The sequence below is a fragment of the Bacillus sp. M5A3_1b genome (assembly GCF_053345335.1).
Window position 1 is genome coordinate 82899 of the sequence record NZ_JBKEZY010000006.1, and the last position, 16289, is coordinate 99187.

The following is a 16289-nucleotide window of genomic DNA, read 5'->3' on the forward strand; positions in this document are numbered from 1 at the left end:
TATATCGAAAAAATCGTTGATATATTTTGAGTTACGGTAGATATATTGGAAAAATCGTCGATATAATTTGAGTTGGGTTCAATTTATAGGTACGATCGGTGTAATAACTAGAGGTGAGTAAAGAATGTTAACGTTTTTATTTGAGTTAGACAAGAGTATTCCGCACAAGGAAGAGCCACGGTATACCGCTTATGCAAATGGCTTTATTGAAGGGGATGTAACGATTCTTGTCGGTGACAGCGTACTGTTCCAGAAGTCGTGCATGAAGGTTGCAGAGCTTGGTATTTATTTAGGACAGTGGATGGAACAAGTGCAACATGGGCAGAACGAACAGTTGAATTATGAAACGAGTGATCGTGAGGAAGTAATTCTTGGATTCTTATACGAAGAGGAAGATCAGTGGAGAGTAGCTTCCAGTTGGCAGCAATTTGAACTTAAGGAGCGTATATCCACTACAGCATTAGTAGAAAGTGTTGGGCGTTATTTAAATGAGCTAAATAAGGAACTGCGCGCGATAGAATATCCTGTGACGTTTGATCAGTACTTAAGAGGAGAGCGAATGATGCAGCTTTCTTACAAGCGACTGTGTGATAGTAAGGCGGATACGACGCCAATAGAGGTTTATAATGAAAGCGAAAGAGTAGGCGCAGTACGGGGCTATTATAAAAATACGTTGATGAAAGTGCTAGACTTTATTCCGAAAGTCGGTAGTAATATCATTTATGAAATAAAGGATAGTAAGGACAATATTCGCGTCGTTGCAAAGGATGTAAGTAGGCAGCGTCAAAGAAGGATTTTAGTAACGTATATCGATAATAATGATGCAGAGCATGAAATACTTGTATGTGACGGAAAGTTATTAGATGCAAATTTCTTATTTACTTTTACATATAAGGGAGAAGAATATGTTGTTCACAAAACTTCAATTGGGCTTGGAAAGTTATTACGAAACGGCTATGTAATCGCAGATTGGAATATTCGTCTTGAGGAAGATATGTATGATATTGAGATGAATGTATATGATGAGAATTATATAGAGGATCAATATTTATTGTTAGGCGTATTTCATGCGATTCTGTATGGGTGATTAGTTGAATAAATGAAAAATACCGGTATTCTTTGTGAAAAGAATGCCGGTATTTTTTATCCCACTTTAATGGGCAGTAAGACCCCTACCTCAAAACGTAGCGAAAGCAAAGAATTTAGGTGGGGGGCGGGCTGCCCATAAAAGTCCGATTGGTTCAACTAATAATCAGTGGGGGGTGAAGAAAACCCCCACTGATTAAAGTTTCACATTATTTATCCTCAAAAATAAAAATCTCATCAATCGTACTATGAAGTGCCTTCGCTATATCGTGAGCTAGTTGTAAGGAAGGGTTATATTTTCCTTTTTCGAGATGGCTTATCGTTTCACGACGTACACCAACAGTTTTCGCTAAATCTTCTTGTGTCATGTTCGATTTGGCGCGGTATTCTTTTATTCTCGTTACGAACGCCATGGCGCATCTTCCATTTCATCAACAGGTTTATCATAAAAGAACATAGAGAAGCCGAACGTAAGAATGAGTGTGCTGAAAATAAGAGCGATATCAATCTCTTGTAGCGCCGGGTTTGGAAATAACATTTCAATAAACATAATGATAGCGGTCGTTAGTAATGTAACGATAAATGCATTGCGGCACGATTTATTGACGATTTGTTCAAATAGTTCATCGTGTTGAACCGTTCTATACGTTGTGAAAAAGGAGAAGAAACAAAACATAGTAAACAATCCTTTTTCATAAAAAAAGCCGAGGAAACCGAAGAAACCGAGAAATCCTAAATATTTTATCCAAGTTGTTTTCACGATAGATTCTCCTTTCAGTGTTAGAAATAAATCACGTTATGTTATAAATATATCACATATAAAAATGTATAGTAATAATAGTTTTCCAATTCTTTTCATAATAATAGTAAAAAGAGGAAATATACTGCGAAATAAAGAGGATAATATTGTAAAATGGTTGTAAGGAGGGGGGAGGAAGGAATGTTAACTGGGATCATGATCGTTGTATTACTTGTAGTCATTACTGTAGTGGCGACGGTATTAATTGGGCGCAATGGTGATGCGAATTATAGTAAAGCGACAAAAGGGAATATTAAACGGCTGACGATGATTTATATTATATTAGCTGTCGTTTTAATCGTTGGATTAGGCGTGTATATTTATTTTAAAGGTTAAAAAACTGAAAAAATATAAAAATCTAAAAATAGAAGTATGCTATAATATTAATATAGTTATTTGGTAATTAAGGAAAGGATTGGATGGAATGATTGAAATTACGAATGTGTCAAAAAGTTATAATGGGTCTACCTATGCAGTAAAAGATTTAAGTTTATCTGTGCCTAGCGGAGAAATCTTTGGATTTTTAGGACCGAATGGCGCGGGTAAATCAACGACAATTAAGATGATTACTGGTATTCATGGTGTGGACAAAGGAACGATTACGATTAACGGTAAAGATATTATGAAATATCCGATGGAAGCGAAAAAGACGTTTGGTTATGTTCCAGATAGCCCAGATATGTTTTTACGATTAAAGGGAATTGAATATTTAAACTTTATGGCAGATATGTATGAAGTGCCGAAAGAAGTACGCCAAGAACGAATCGAGTCTTTAGCGAAGAAATTTGATCTTTACAATGCGTTATCGGATCAAATTCAAAGTTACTCGCACGGTATGAGACAAAAAATCGTTATTATTGGTGTGCTCGTGCATGAGCCAGATGTATGGATTTTAGATGAACCGTTAACGGGGCTTGATCCGAAATCTGCATATATTTTAAAAGAAATGATGAGAGAACATGCGGATAAAGGAAAAATCGTATTTTTCTCGACACACGTATTAGAAGTGGCAGAAAAAATATGTGACCGCGTTGCAATTATTAATAAGGGAAATCTTCAGTTTAAGGGGAATTTAGATGAAATGAGAGATCATTTTAAATCCAATGAATCACTTGAAAAAATGTTCTTGGAGATGACGGGCAATGAGTAAAATTTGGACGTTAACGAAAGTATTATTGAAATTAAATTATGCAGATTTCATAACAGATAAGAAGAAGCGATGGGCGTATGTATTTTCATTTGCAGCCATTTTATTTGTAGGATTTTTAATATTTGGTTCTATCACGCACGGAATGTATGAAGGTATGAAACATTTAGGGCAAGACCCAGGAATGATTATCGCAATGGGACTTGCGATTGCGAGTATATGGGTATTTTTAATGAGTATAACGAACATTTTAACTGTATTTTACTATAGTAATGACATTGAAATGTTATTACCGTTACCATTGAAACCAGCCCAGATTATTTCGGCAAAATTTTTAACGGTATTAATTACACAATACGTAATGAGTTCATTCATTTTATTACCAATCTTTATTACGTACGGGTTAAAAAGTAGCGCATTTATTACCTATTACATATACATGATTTTTATTTACTTACTGTTCCCGATTGTGCCGTTAGTATTAGCTTCGTTACTGATGACAGTTATTATGAGATATACGAATATAGCGAAAAATAAAGACCGAGGAAATATATTTATTGGAATCGTCAGTATACTATTTATTGTAGGAATTAATGTATTTTTACAGTGGAAAAATAAAAGCTCGTTTTCTGAAGATGCAATTACGAATTACCTTGCGAACCACCAATCTTCTCTTCTAGTACAAATGACAAACTATTTTCCAACTACATATTTTGGAGCAGTAGCATTAGTAGAAAATGCAAATTGGAAGGGTCCTTTATACGTAATCATCTTTGCACTTATTTCATTCGTATTCTTTGTGTTGTTTTATTACATTGCAGAGCGTACATATTTAAAAGGGGTTATCGGACTTTCAACGAGTACAGCAAAAAAAGAGGTTATTTCAGCAGAAGGCTTACAGAAATCAACGGTACAAAGTTCACATTTAAAAGCGTATGTGAAAAAAGAATTTAAAACGTTATTCCGTACACCGCAATTTTTCTTAAATTGTATCGTACAAACTTTCGTTATGCCGATTATGTTATTCTTTGTTTTATTCGTGCAAGATGGAAATTTAAAGTGGATCACAGGGTATATTGATAATCCAAAATCAGCAGGTCTTGCGATTGGCGTTGGTCTTTGTGCATCGTTATTTTTAATGGGAAGTAATGTTATCGCAACAACATCATTTTCACGAGATGGAAGTTCATGGTTTGTGAATCGTTATTTACCTGTAAAAGCTTCGGATATCTTTTTTGCGAAAGCAATTACTGCTTGGTTAATTAATGTGATTATTTTAGCAGTTTTCGGTATTACGATGGCAGTTGTAGCTGGGATTTCTCCTGTATTCATGTTACTGTGGTTTTTACTAAGTGCAAACGGTTTACTGTTAATTAATTTAATTGGTACACGCTGGGATGCACAAACTGCAGATATACATTGGGATACAGAGCAGAAATTATTTAAGAGCCGATATACAACTTTGTGGAACTTTTTAGCTAATATTTTTATAGCTTTAGTTATTGTAGCGGGAGTAAGTCTATTATACTTCTTCCTTCAAGTAGGACTGTGGGTTATGTTTATCGTTTTATTTGTAATGTTTACGATTGTAAATTATATCTTCATTAAAATTTTAAAATTAGGTGCAGAACGCATATTATCAAATATTGAATAAAAAGATAGATCCTCTGTATTCGTGCAGGGGATTTATCCATAGATGGAGGAGAAAAGGTGAAGAAAATAGCAATTGTAACAGGGGCAACTCGTCTGAATGGAATTGGTGCAGCTGTATGCAAGGTGCTTGCTCAAAAAGGGATAGACATTTTTTTCACGTACTGGTCTCAGTATGATAAAGCGATGCCGTGGGGAATGCATGACAAAGAGCCCTTTTTGTTGAAAGAGGAGATTGAAAGTTTAGGTGTTCGATGTGAAATGGCAGAAATCAATTTATCGCAGTCGTATTCGCCAAATCGTTTGTTTTATATGGTCTCAGAACGTTTAGGTGATCCATCTATTTTAATTAATAATGCAGCGTATTCTACACATACGAGAATTGAAGAATTAAATGTAGAACAGCTAGATAAACATTATACAGTAAATGTCCGCGCTACTATGCAATTAAGTTCATTATTTATAAAACATTATGCACTGAAAACGAATGGAAGTATTATTAACCTTACTTCAGGACAGTCACTAGGGCCAATGCCTGATGAACTAGCATACGCAGCAACGAAAGGAGCAATTGAAGCATTTACAAAATCAGTAGCACCAGTTGCGATGGAGAAGGGGATTACAGTGAATGCTGTTGATCCAGGACCGACGAATACAGGATGGATTACAGAGGAACTGAAGCATCATTTAGTATGGAAGTTCCCACAAGGTAAAGTAGGAGAACCGTCAGATGCAGCACGCTTAATTTCTTTTTTAGTAAGTGAAGAAGCAAAATGGATTACGGGGCAAGTCATTCATTCGAACGGTGGTTACTCATAAATATATTATGTTAACAATTGTTGAGAAACAAAAAAATAAAAGAAAATTTTATTTTTTTGTTTAAATAAAATGTCAAGAAAGATAAAAATTTGATAGGAGAGTATATCGTCATATGAAGATAGTAATTATTCATTTGACAATATACTCTTTTTCTTTTACTACAGAGAAGAAAAATGAAGTAGAAGAAACTCGAATATTCAAATGGGTTTATCAGTTTTTGTACGTATTATTATGAAGATTACTGTCGGAAAGATGGTGATTCATGTGAAAAGGGATTTTTTAAGGGGAAATCGAATCGTAAAGGGGAGGATAAATAAAGTAAACATAGGGGGATTTATATGAAAATGAAAAAGGTCGCTATCGCATCGATAACAATTGGTACAATGCTTACTATGGCAGCTTGTAGTCCTTCAGCAGAGAAAGAGACAGAAAAGAAAGAGCAAGTAACAGCGCAAAATGAAGGAGAATCAAAAACGACAAGTGCAGATGAGACGTCAAAAATAACGAAAGATACTGAAAAAGATACAAATACTTCTTCAAATGAAAAAACAGATAAGGATGCAAAAAATACGAAAGAATCATCAGGAACAGAGAGTAACGGTAAAACGTCATCTCAAAATGAGAATGTGAAAACAAAAGAAAAAGAGACGACAGGAAAAATGAATGACGAAACGACTAGCGGAAAAACAACAGATCAAAGTACAAGTACAAACTCAAACGGAAAAACAACGAAAGATCCGAAGAAAAGCGTAGCTGTGAAAACAAATGTAAAAGAAGTTGCTGCATTGATTGATAGTTTAGACAAGCAATTAGCTGCAAATCCGAAATTAGAAACAGTAAATAAACTTGGAAAACAAATTAATGAAAAGTGGGATGTAATCGAGAAAGAGTTAGAAGCATCTCATCCAGCTGAATATAAAACAATCGGACAAAGTATGTATCCGTTAATTGTAGGAGCGGAGAAAGAAAAGATAGATATTAATAAAATGAAATCATTAACGACGAAAACGAAAAAAGATTTAACTCAGTTATTAACGAAACTTTCGTAGTTTGAAAAGCCTACTGTGGAAGTAGGCTTTTTTGTATTTTTTGTAAAAGTCTATTTATTTTCAATTACGATACGAAATGAACCGAATGCTTGTTGACTGACATAATCTTCTTCGCTAGTTTTATAAGGAAATGGAAAAGCGACGAGCTGAAAATTACTTTCCTGATCCACTGAAGGCAATGTAAAATTGAAAATTTGTCTCGTTTCAGGTGCGACCGCAGTATAAACGACTTTTTTATCATTAAATATTTCAACTTGTTCCCAATCTTTAAATGCCACGATTGCGTAAGTCATTTCATCTTTTGTTTCATTACCATTTGATAAGGTTAATTGTCTGCCTTCTTTATCAGAGAAGACAGTTTGTAAGTTCTCTTCATTGTTCGTAACAAATAATGGTTCATAAAGACCATCTTTTAAAATAGCATTTGGATCTATAAAGGTGAGCTTTATTTTTTCGCTTCCCTCCTGAGGGGGATTTGTTGAGTATCGCATACTTAAAATTTCTTCTAATATAACCGCTTTACTTAAGTCATTATCTTTTAATTTATATTCAGGTTTTTTAATTATTAAAAAGGTTAATTCACTTGCATTAGGAGAAGTGTGTAAAGAGATTCTCGTAGTAATTGAACTATTTGGTTTCATATCAAAAGAATAGTGTGATACTTCATTAGCAGCTTCTTCTATTTTAAAAGGTTTTTGTTCGTAATCTTCTAGGACAATTAATCCATATTTTCGGTCTTCATCAACATTATGTATGAATGATAACGATACATTTATTTTATTATTCTCCATAGTAATTTTACTACCATTATTAATATGTTGACCTTTAGTATTCTTCAATCCGTAAGAAATAGTATTGGTTTGTTGCTCTCGCTTATTTTCTTTAGGAGATGTATGTGGTTGTATGATTGAAGTAGGGAACAAAACATAAATTATAATTAATGAAATAAGTATAACACTGATAATAATATACATTTGTTTCATAAATAGCACCTCAATATATTTAAAATATAAGAGAAAAAAGATATGCAAGATGCATATCTTTTTTCTCTTTCTTACCAGGAAGCTTTAGTTTCGTGATTCACATCATTATAACCACTCAATTTATAGGTATGATTACCAATAGCGTAATCATCTCCATAATAAACACTTGTGTTGGTCGCTGTAGCACTTACATAAGTTGATTTTTTGGCACTATTACTTTTCATATTCACTAATGAGCCATCGCCATTGAAAGTTCTTGCTTTTGCATAAATATAGTCTTCGATCGTAGTTGATTTCGATTTAGCAACTGCATATGGGTTACCAAAAAAGGGAGTATACACGCTAATATTAGAGTCATTCTTAGGTGCAGCTGCAACAGTCAAACTAGGAACATTAGATGTTTTTGCTGATTGAACAGCATCATTGTTAACCAAAACGGGCTGCTTGTCTGCAGTGCCCACCTCTGAAGCACTTGCGTTATTAGTAAAACCAAAACCTAAAACCGCTAACCCTAAAGTTGTCACCGTTAAAGATTTTTTCATATTCACTAATTTTCCCACCTTTTTTAATTTTGAGTTCGAACTCAATTCATACAATATATGAGAATTTTGAAACTCTCAATAACTTGTCCCATACTTAACTGTTCTTTTACTTTTGATTCAACATTTCTTCATTTGCAAAAAATCGAATATATCTTCTAATGCTTAGCTAGCAAGGGAAACAGGTTTAACTTTATGAAATTCGTGTAAATTTAAATCTATTCATTACATGATCTCTGTTATTTTTAAGGTTATGTGGGAAACTTATCTAAAAAAGGATGGTGATAAAAATGACAATCGATCGAGTTTGTACAATTGGGCCAGCAAGTCATAATAAAGAAACGTTAGCGCAGTTAATAAACAATGGTATGAAAATAGTGCGCTTGAATTTATCACATGGCACGCATGAAAGTCATAAAGACATCATTCGTTTAGTCAAATCGTTAGACGATTCTATTAAAATTTTAGGCGATGTACAAGGTCCTAAAATAAGGTTAGGTGAAGTAAAAGGAGAACAAATTACACTTCAGGCGGGAGATTCTTTTATTTTACATACGCAACCAGTTACAGGGAGCAATAGAGAAGCAAATGTTGATTATGCAGGAATCGCGAATGATGTGAAAGTTGGAAGTAGAATTTTAATTAACGATGGCGAAGTTGAGTTAATCGTTGAAAAGATAAGTACGGAAAAAATAGAAACAAAGGTGAAAACAGGTGGTAATATCTCATCTCATAAAGGGGTGAATTTACCAGGGGCAATCGTTAGTTTACCAGCTATTACAGAGAAAGATAAAAAAGACATTCAGTTTCTTCTAGAAGAGGATGTTGATTTTATCGCATGTTCTTTCGTACGGAAACCTAGTCATATAAAAGAAATACGAGATTATATACAACAGTACAAAGAAACGTCACCTAATGTAATTGCCAAAATAGAAACGATGGAAGCGATCGGGAATTTTCAAGATATATGTAAAGAAGCAGACGGAATTATGATTGCAAGGGGGGATTTAGGAGTAGAGTTACCGTATCAATTTATTCCGCTCTTGCAGAAAATGATGATTCAGGAATGTAATCGAACGAATACATATGTTATTACAGCAACACAAATGCTTCAATCTATGGTAGATCATTCTATTCCAACAAGGGCTGAGGTAACTGATGTGTTTCAAGCTGTACTGGACGGAACGAATGCAGTTATGCTTTCTGCTGAAAGTGCATCAGGCGAGCATCCGATTGAAAGTGTAAGAACATTACGTCTCGTTTCTGAATTCGCTGAGCATGTGAAAAAAGAGGGGCCATTTGTGATGAAAGATGTACTGGAATTGTTGCATAAGTCTTTGGGTGAGTGATAAAGTGAAACTTTAATCAGTGGGGGGGGGTGTCCATCCCCCACTGATTATCAGCCCTCACCAATCGGGCTTTTACTGCTCGGCGAATAGCGGGATAAATAAAAAGAGGGCGGATATGCATCCACCCTCGTGTTTTTCATTCTTATTATTCTTGCTCTTGCTCTTGCTCGTCCAAAATTTTATCAAAAGCAGCAGATACTTTATCAAACTCTTCATCATTTTCAATGTATGAAAACTCATTATCTTCTTCTACTTTTAAAAAGAAAATATCAATGTCTTCCTCAGATTCTGTTTGAATGTCTTCTACGAAGGCAACTGCAATATATTCTGCGCCTTCGACATCCATCGCTCCGAGTACTTCTACTTCCTGATCCTCATTATTCTCATCACTGAGAGTAAACACTTCGCCAACTTCAATATCAGACATATCCATTCTCCTCCTGTTCGACTCTAAAAAATAGAGCGCTCAAACTGTATACATACTAACATATCTTTCCATGAAAAATCAATTTCATACATTAGAAAAACAACTGATTCTTCAATAGAATAAGTATTTAGCTAGAAGGAGTTTTATTTGTGAGTGCTATATTACTTAATCCATTCAACAATTGTATCCATAGTTTGTCTTGTTTTATCACGCTTTGGCTCTTCTTTACGGTAACCAAAGGCAACCATAACAGATACTTCAAGATTATCGCCAGTGATAATGCCTTCTTGACGAAGTAAAGAATCTATTTTCTCTTTATCAAATCCTTCTATTGGACAAGAATCAATGCCGATTTGAGCTGCACTCGTCATCATATTACCTAAAGCAATATAAGTTTGCTTAGATGCCCAATCAAATACAGCACGATCGGATTGTAATAAGTTAAAATCTGTTTCCTGGAACTTTTTGAAGAATTCATATCTAATTTTTTGAGTGTCTTCAGGTAATCCAATAATATCGTTCATCATATGTTTAATATACTCTGCATCATAATGCATATCTTTAATATTTCTTGAAAGAACAATGACAAAGTGACTAGCTGTTGCAAGTTGACCACCAGCGCCCCATGAATATGGTTGGAGTTTTTCTCTTACTTCTTTATTTTGTACGACAACAAATTTCCAAGGTTCATATCCGAAAGAAGAAGGGGATAATCTGCCTGTTTCTAAAATGAAATGAAAATCTTCTTCTGAAATTTTTTGCATAGGATCGAACGCTTTACATGCATGTCTGAAATGGAAAGCCTCCATAATTTTCTCTTTTGTAATTTGTTTTGTATTTGTCATAAAAGTTCCTCTTTTCATTAATTTATTTTTGTAAGTAAATTATATTTTTAAAGTAACATAGATACAAGTACGCACATTTATGTGTTATAGTATCAAAAAAGATACTATTGGTAAGGGAAGGGACTTATGATGGATTGTTCAAACGAAAATAATATAAATTACCCATTTTTAAATAAATATTCTTGTCCAGTGGAAGCTATGGTTGAGGTTATTGGCGGAAAATGGAAAGGGGTTATTTTGTATCATTTATTAGATGGTACAAAGAGATTTAATGAATTAAAAAGATTAAAACCTAATATCACACAAAGAATGTTAACACTGCAGCTGAGAGAACTTGAAGCAGATGGCATTATACATCGTGAAGTATACCGTGAAGTGCCGCCAAAAGTAGAATATTCGTTAACGGAGCTTGGTGAATCACTACGTCCAATGATTCTATTAATGATGGAATGGGCAACTCATAATATGGAGAAAGTTTTGGAGAGTAGAAATACGAAAAATAATAGTTAAGAGTTGTAGAAATAAAAGGTGTTTTCCATATGTGAAGAAACCTTTTATTTTTTACTTTCTTAAATTTTGGTTGTAATTAAAATGCATGTGAATCTATTCTGGGGATGTGCTGTTGATTTTGCTATGAATTAAAAACTTCCTTTTTAGTAGTAGAAGCTGCATCTAATAAAAGGAAAACAGCTGCTATAATATGTAGAACGACGTCTATATAAGGAAAGAAGGCAACTAGAGTAACGATAATACCTATATAATGAGCGTACGTATTCATGCCTGCTTTGTTAGCTAATAAAATAGTAGTAATATGTAAAGCAATCAATAGTAGTAAAGGTATCCAGTCTAGATTAACAAGACTTGGAAATATATAATAGCAAGGAAGTAATAATAGATGATAGATCCCTGTAGTCCACTTTAGTGCTTGTATGTAAGTTTTCAAAGTAAATCCTCCTAAAACAATTAATATCTATATATTACCAAAAATAATAGGTAATTGGATATTAAATACTTGTGATTTTTAGTAGAATATAATTGTTTTATGTTAACTAATGGTTTCGTTATCTATAAAATAGAAAAACCACCCAAACGAGGGTGGTTCGTATTATAAATAACTATTTAAAGAAGAAAGGGGAACCTTCACCTCACTACCTTCCTTCATATTCCGCAGCATAACGGTTTCTGTACTAAGTTCTTCTTCCCCAATAATAAGCACATAAGGGATATTCTCTTTATTTGCATAATTAAGGGCACGTTTTAATTTGCGGCCTGCTAGTTCGAGTTCGACTTTTAAGGAAGTTGTAGAACGTAATTGCTGGGCAATTTGTAAGCATTGTAATTCTGTCCCGAGTGGGATGATAAATACATCCGCTGTAGATGATATTGTTTCTTTCTGCGAGAGTGCTGTGTAAATAACGTCTAAGCCGAATGAAATACCGACTGTTGGATAGCTCATATTATCACCACGGAATGCCCCAATAATATTATCGTATCGACCACCGCTACCGATACTAGATGTAATCGATCCATCTTTTAAAAAGATTTCATATACGGTACCTGTATACATTGTAAGTCCTCGCGCTAAAAATGGATTGAATATAGCATTTTCATTTATTCCGAGAGCGATTAAATATTGCTGTAATTGTTGTAGTTCGTTTACTCCATCGGCAACGAGTGGAGTATTGAAAGCGTCTTTAAAGTCATCAATCGAAAGCTTTAGACAAGATAAAACGGTATTACATATTGTATCAGCCATTTCTTCAGAAATTCCGCGCTCAAGTACATCTTTTCGTACACCATCAATCCCAATCTTTTCGATTTTGTCTAATGATAAAATGACGTCACTCGTTCGTTCAGTAGGGATGTTAATAGACTGGAGAATACCGTTCAACAATTTTCGGTTATTATATTGGATCGTTACTTCTAATTTTAACGTTCGGAACAGTTCAAACGCCATACTCATAAGTTCCGCTTCTGCCATGACAGATTCTACACCGACTATATCAACGTCACATTGAATGAACTCACGAAATCTTCCTTGTTTAATGGGCCCATCTCGAAAGACTTTTCCAATTTCATACCGTTTAAAAGGGAGGCGGATGTTCGGATTCATTGCCACGACTTTTGCAAATGGAATGGTTAAATCATAGCGTAAGGCAAGTTCGCGTTTTCCTTGATCTTGAAGTGTATATATTTCTTTTAAAATTTCATCACCGCCGCCGTATTTGTAAGACATAAGCTCATACATATTTAACGTTGGTGTTTCTAACGGTTTACATCCGTATCGTTCAAACGTATCTTCACAAGCTCTTTTAATTTTATTTCGCAACACTTGCTCCTCTGGTAAATAGTCTTTCGTTCCTTTTACATTTTTCATTTCCATTGTAATCACTCCTTTTTAAAATTTAAAAAAGCTATGCAGGTATAAAAATACCCACATAGCTTTATGAACGCTTCGTGGGTCAACAGGAAAAGCCCTGTACCCACGAAGAAAAATTTTTCTTCGGATACACGGCGTTACGTATGATGATGAAGTTGGAAAGAAGTATTAACATTTCGCATGACAAATCTCTCCTTAACATAAGTTTTTCCAAATTATATCAGATGATTTTTGAATTATCAATATTTTTAGTTTTGAAATATACGTGAAGTTATGTAGGATAAATGGAAAAAGGTGTATAATAAAACTTAATAATATGAAATAACCTTTTAAGGAGAAACCCATGAAAAAAGATAAAACAAATGCGATGCGAATATTAGATAAAGAAAAGATCGAATATTCGATGATGTCATATGATCCGGAAGATGGAAAAATTGATGGCGTATCAGTAGCCGGGAAAATTGGACGAGAAGTGAGAGAAGTATATAAAACGTTAATCGCTCAAGGAAATAGTAAAAATTATCATGTGTTTATCATCCCGGTAGATGAGGAACTAAATTTAAAAGCTGCCGCAAAAGCGGTCAGCGAAAAGAAGATTGAAATGATTCCTGTAAAAGATATTACGAAAGTATCAGGATACATTCGCGGTGGTTGTTCACCAGTAGGAATGAAAAAGTTATTTTCTACATGCATTGATGCGACTGCTCAATCGCTTGAAACGATCATTGTAAGCGGCGGGAAGATTGGTATACAAATCGAGCTGAAAGTGGATGACTTAGCGAAAGTAACGAGAGCGCAGTTTGGTGAAATAACGAAATAATGATACATAGGAAAAGAAGTTCTAGTTTTATTAAATTTAGATAAAGATTTATAGGATAATTAGTCCGTTTTGTCTTTGAAAGGTGTAGATTTTTTGAATACGAAATTAATCATAGTAGAAGGGCTTCCTGGCTTTGGGAAATCCACCACTGCAAGCTTGCTTTACGATATTCTAATTGAAAAAAATATTGACGCTGAGTTATTTCTTGAAGGGAATCCAGATCACCCTGCTGATTATGATGGGGTATCTTGTTTTGATAAAATTGAATTCGAAAGTTTGTTAGTGAATAGTGGTAATTTTAAGGAAGTAATTAGTGATAGAGTCACGAAGCGAGAAAACAATTATTTATTGCCATATAAAAAAATTAAAAATGAATACAGCTCTAATTTTCCTGAAAATTTATTAAATACCATTTTTAAAAATGATATATATGAATTACCGCTAGAGAGGAATATTGAATTAATAACTGGAAAATGGAGGAATTTTGTTGAAATAGCCAACAACGAAAATAAAATTTATATTTTTGAATGTTGCTTCATACAAAATCCATTAACAATCGGGATGGTTAAATATGGTGCAAAAAAAGAGAAAGTTATAAGTTATATTAATGCATTAGAGAAAATTATAGAGAAATTAAATCCAGTATTGTTTTATATAGAACAAGATGATTTGGAATTCTCATTCAGAAAGGTATTTAATGAAAGAGATAAAGAATGGTCTGCTGGATTTATTGAGTATTATACAAATCAAGGGTATGGGAAGATGAAAGGCTATCACGGTTTAGACGGAACAATTAAAGTTTTAGAAGCAAGAAGAGATATTGAAAGAGAAATATTTGATATGTTAAATATAAAAAAGACAAAAATTGATAATTCACAGTATGAAGCTATCAAATATAAGTCAATGATAATTGAAAAATTGGAATCACTTGAATTTCTAGATTAATGTAGTGCTTTAAGTGAGCAAGAAACTAAGGGTTTTTAACTTCGGCTTTCGAAAATTATACAAATAATCTGTTCACTGGATTCTCATAGAAAACTGTAGTGAGATAAAATATTTGATGTTGAAGCATGTCAAAATCTTAACTAGATGGTTAGTATCGGTACCCCACAATAAAAAGGCAGGGACATATCAAATATGTTCCTGCCTTTCATTTTAGAGAGATGTTTCCTAACAGTTGATTTTGTTAACGAAAGTCGACTTTAAATCCATATTTTGTATAGAATATAGTACATATAATAAACGTATGAGGTGATACAGTGAGAGAGATTCATATTCATAAAATTATTGCGGATAAGAGAAAAGAAAAGGGAATTACGCAGGAAGAGTTAGCGGTGTATATCGGAATTACGAAGGCGTCTGTTTCCAAATGGGAGACGGGGCAGAGTTATCCAGACATTACATTTTTACCACTGCTAGCATCGTACTTTAACATAAGTATAGATGAATTAATCAGTTATAAACCGCAAATGGAACAGGAAGATATTAAGGATTTATATCATAGACTAGCGGAAGCTTTTAGTGAAGAACCGTTTGATGAGGTAATGAAGGAGTGCAGAGAAATAATCAAAAAATATTATTCTTGTTTTCCGCTATTACTTCAAATGGGACTACTTTTTATTAATCATCACATGTTAACAGCGGATATGGATAGAAGAATTGAAATTTTAGAAGAAGCAATGTCTCTTTTTAGCAGGGTGCAGGAAGAAAGTGATGATGTTTCTCTTGTGAAAGAGGCGGTATCGTTTCAAGCAACTTGCTATCTTATACTCAATAGACCAAATGAGGTGCTTCAATTACTTGGCGAAACGATACGTCCTAATTTTCCAGAAGAGGATTTAATCGCACAAGCGTATCAAATGCTTGGAAATGCTGAAAAGGCGAATGAAATGATGCAAATTAGTATGTACCAACATTTAATACAACTCGTTGCCACAATACCGAATTATGTAGTAGTAAATGCCTCAAGCGCTGAAAAGGTAGAGATAATCTTAAATAGAGCTTTCATGTTAATAGATATATATGAAATAGAAACATTACATCCTAATATGACTTTAAAAATATACTATGCTGCTGCACAAGTATATTGTATGCAAGGCAATTTTGAAAGAGCATTAGAAATGTTGCAGAAATATGTAGCAGTTTGTGCAGCTAGTTTCACAGTAAATAGCCTGCATTTACACGGCGATTCATATTTTGATGCGATTGATGAATGGTTTGCAGAATTTCCGCTCGGTGCTAAAACGGTTAGAAATGAAGAGATTATAAAGCGAAGCATGCTACAAGGTATTGTGGAGAACCCGATTTTCGCATCTATGAAAGATGTAAGAGAGTACAAAAATATAATAGCGAGTTTGAAATTTAAATTGGATATAAAAGAATAGAGGGAGGATAAA

General features: G+C 33.9%; 19 protein-coding genes. 11 read left to right on the plus strand and 8 right to left on the minus strand.

The window, feature by feature from the left end:
- The first annotated feature begins 124 nt into the window (after nucleotides 1-124).
- The gene (locus ACLBWW_RS17705; protein WP_098631195.1) at nucleotides 125-1087 is read left to right on the plus strand and encodes a tubby C-terminal domain-like protein; all 963 of its coding nucleotides are present in this window, start codon (nucleotides 125-127) and stop codon (nucleotides 1085-1087) included.
- Nucleotides 1088-1295: 208 nt separating this feature from the next.
- On the opposite strand, the gene ACLBWW_RS17710 is transcribed toward ACLBWW_RS17705, so the two are convergent.
- Both ACLBWW_RS17710 and ACLBWW_RS17715 read right to left on the minus strand, forming a co-directional pair.
- The gene (locus ACLBWW_RS17710) at nucleotides 1296-1499 is read right to left on the minus strand and encodes a helix-turn-helix transcriptional regulator (protein ID WP_048544541.1); all 204 of its coding nucleotides are present in this window, start codon (nucleotides 1497-1499) and stop codon (nucleotides 1296-1298) included.
- A complete protein-coding gene (locus ACLBWW_RS17715) occupies nucleotides 1487-1846 on the minus strand; it encodes a DUF3796 domain-containing protein (protein WP_033656368.1) in 360 nt (119 codons plus the stop codon). Before ACLBWW_RS17715 ends, ACLBWW_RS17710 begins: the two co-directional genes overlap by 13 nt.
- Before the next feature lie 180 nt (nucleotides 1847-2026).
- Here ACLBWW_RS17715 and ACLBWW_RS17720 point away from each other — a divergent pair, with 180 nt between their 5' ends.
- From ACLBWW_RS17720 to ACLBWW_RS17740, 5 genes are all read left to right on the plus strand, one after another.
- Nucleotides 2027-2221 carry a hypothetical protein gene (locus tag ACLBWW_RS17720; RefSeq protein ID WP_048544543.1) on the plus strand — a complete coding sequence of 65 codons (195 nt, stop codon included), beginning with the start codon at nucleotides 2027-2029 and terminating at the stop codon, nucleotides 2219-2221.
- Between the two features lie 88 nt (nucleotides 2222-2309).
- On the plus strand, nucleotides 2310-3035 hold the full coding sequence (locus ACLBWW_RS17725; RefSeq protein WP_048544545.1) for an ABC transporter ATP-binding protein: 726 nt from the start codon (nucleotides 2310-2312) through the stop codon (nucleotides 3033-3035).
- On the plus strand, nucleotides 3028-4686 hold the full coding sequence (locus ACLBWW_RS17730; RefSeq protein WP_098132333.1) for a putative ABC transporter permease subunit: 1659 nt from the start codon (nucleotides 3028-3030) through the stop codon (nucleotides 4684-4686). Before ACLBWW_RS17725 ends, ACLBWW_RS17730 begins: the two co-directional genes overlap by 8 nt.
- 56 nt (nucleotides 4687-4742) lie before the next feature.
- Nucleotides 4743-5501 (plus strand): SDR family oxidoreductase, encoded by a 759-nt coding sequence (locus ACLBWW_RS17735; RefSeq protein WP_048544550.1) that lies wholly within the window; start codon nucleotides 4743-4745, stop codon nucleotides 5499-5501.
- A 338-nt stretch (nucleotides 5502-5839) separates the two neighbouring features.
- The gene (locus tag ACLBWW_RS17740; protein ID WP_098132335.1) at nucleotides 5840-6550 is read left to right on the plus strand and encodes a hypothetical protein; all 711 of its coding nucleotides are present in this window, start codon (nucleotides 5840-5842) and stop codon (nucleotides 6548-6550) included.
- Between the two features lie 50 nt (nucleotides 6551-6600).
- Here ACLBWW_RS17740 and ACLBWW_RS17745 read toward each other — a convergent pair whose 3' ends face one another.
- Nucleotides 6601-7533: a hypothetical protein gene (locus ACLBWW_RS17745; protein ID WP_098069011.1), complete on the minus strand. Its 933-nt coding sequence runs from the start codon at nucleotides 7531-7533 to the stop codon at nucleotides 6601-6603.
- Between the two features lie 71 nt (nucleotides 7534-7604).
- Complete coding sequence (locus tag ACLBWW_RS17750) at nucleotides 7605-8081, minus strand: XoxI protein (protein WP_098847457.1); 477 nt, start codon at nucleotides 8079-8081, stop codon at nucleotides 7605-7607.
- A gap of 269 nt (nucleotides 8082-8350) precedes the next feature.
- Here ACLBWW_RS17750 and ACLBWW_RS17755 point away from each other — a divergent pair, with 269 nt between their 5' ends.
- Nucleotides 8351-9421, plus strand: a complete 1071-nt coding sequence (locus tag ACLBWW_RS17755) for a pyruvate kinase (protein WP_088110342.1) — start codon at nucleotides 8351-8353, stop codon at nucleotides 9419-9421.
- Between the two features lie 145 nt (nucleotides 9422-9566).
- On the opposite strand, the gene ACLBWW_RS17760 is transcribed toward ACLBWW_RS17755, so the two are convergent.
- Complete coding sequence (locus tag ACLBWW_RS17760; RefSeq protein ID WP_098190693.1) at nucleotides 9567-9854, minus strand: DUF1292 domain-containing protein; 288 nt, start codon at nucleotides 9852-9854, stop codon at nucleotides 9567-9569.
- 155 nt (nucleotides 9855-10009) lie between these two features.
- On the minus strand, nucleotides 10010-10693 hold the full coding sequence (locus tag ACLBWW_RS17765; protein ID WP_048544559.1) for an NAD(P)H-dependent oxidoreductase: 684 nt from the start codon (nucleotides 10691-10693) through the stop codon (nucleotides 10010-10012).
- A gap of 129 nt (nucleotides 10694-10822) precedes the next feature.
- Between ACLBWW_RS17765 and ACLBWW_RS17770 the strand changes: the two genes are divergently transcribed.
- On the plus strand, nucleotides 10823-11203 hold the full coding sequence (locus ACLBWW_RS17770) for a winged helix-turn-helix transcriptional regulator (RefSeq protein ID WP_000340656.1): 381 nt from the start codon (nucleotides 10823-10825) through the stop codon (nucleotides 11201-11203).
- Nucleotides 11204-11324: 121 nt separating this feature from the next.
- On the opposite strand, the gene ACLBWW_RS17775 is transcribed toward ACLBWW_RS17770, so the two are convergent.
- Both ACLBWW_RS17775 and ACLBWW_RS17780 read right to left on the minus strand, forming a co-directional pair.
- Nucleotides 11325-11636, minus strand: coding sequence for a hypothetical protein (locus ACLBWW_RS17775; protein WP_048544561.1), 312 nt, complete (start codon nucleotides 11634-11636; stop codon nucleotides 11325-11327).
- 162 nt (nucleotides 11637-11798) lie between these two features.
- Nucleotides 11799-13076 (minus strand): histidine--tRNA ligase, encoded by a 1278-nt coding sequence (locus tag ACLBWW_RS17780; RefSeq protein ID WP_447614145.1) that lies wholly within the window; start codon nucleotides 13074-13076, stop codon nucleotides 11799-11801.
- Between the two features lie 340 nt (nucleotides 13077-13416).
- On the opposite strand from ACLBWW_RS17780, the gene ybaK reads away from it, so the two are divergent.
- From ybaK to ACLBWW_RS17795, 3 genes are all read left to right on the plus strand, one after another.
- Nucleotides 13417-13893, plus strand: coding sequence for a Cys-tRNA(Pro) deacylase (gene ybaK, locus ACLBWW_RS17785; protein ID WP_048544564.1), 477 nt, complete (start codon nucleotides 13417-13419; stop codon nucleotides 13891-13893).
- 93 nt (nucleotides 13894-13986) lie between these two features.
- Complete coding sequence (locus ACLBWW_RS17790) at nucleotides 13987-14838, plus strand: hypothetical protein (RefSeq protein WP_447614146.1); 852 nt, start codon at nucleotides 13987-13989, stop codon at nucleotides 14836-14838.
- Between the two features lie 314 nt (nucleotides 14839-15152).
- Complete coding sequence (locus ACLBWW_RS17795) at nucleotides 15153-16277, plus strand: helix-turn-helix domain-containing protein (protein WP_098047992.1); 1125 nt, start codon at nucleotides 15153-15155, stop codon at nucleotides 16275-16277.
- Nucleotides 16278-16289: the final 12 nt, after the last annotated feature.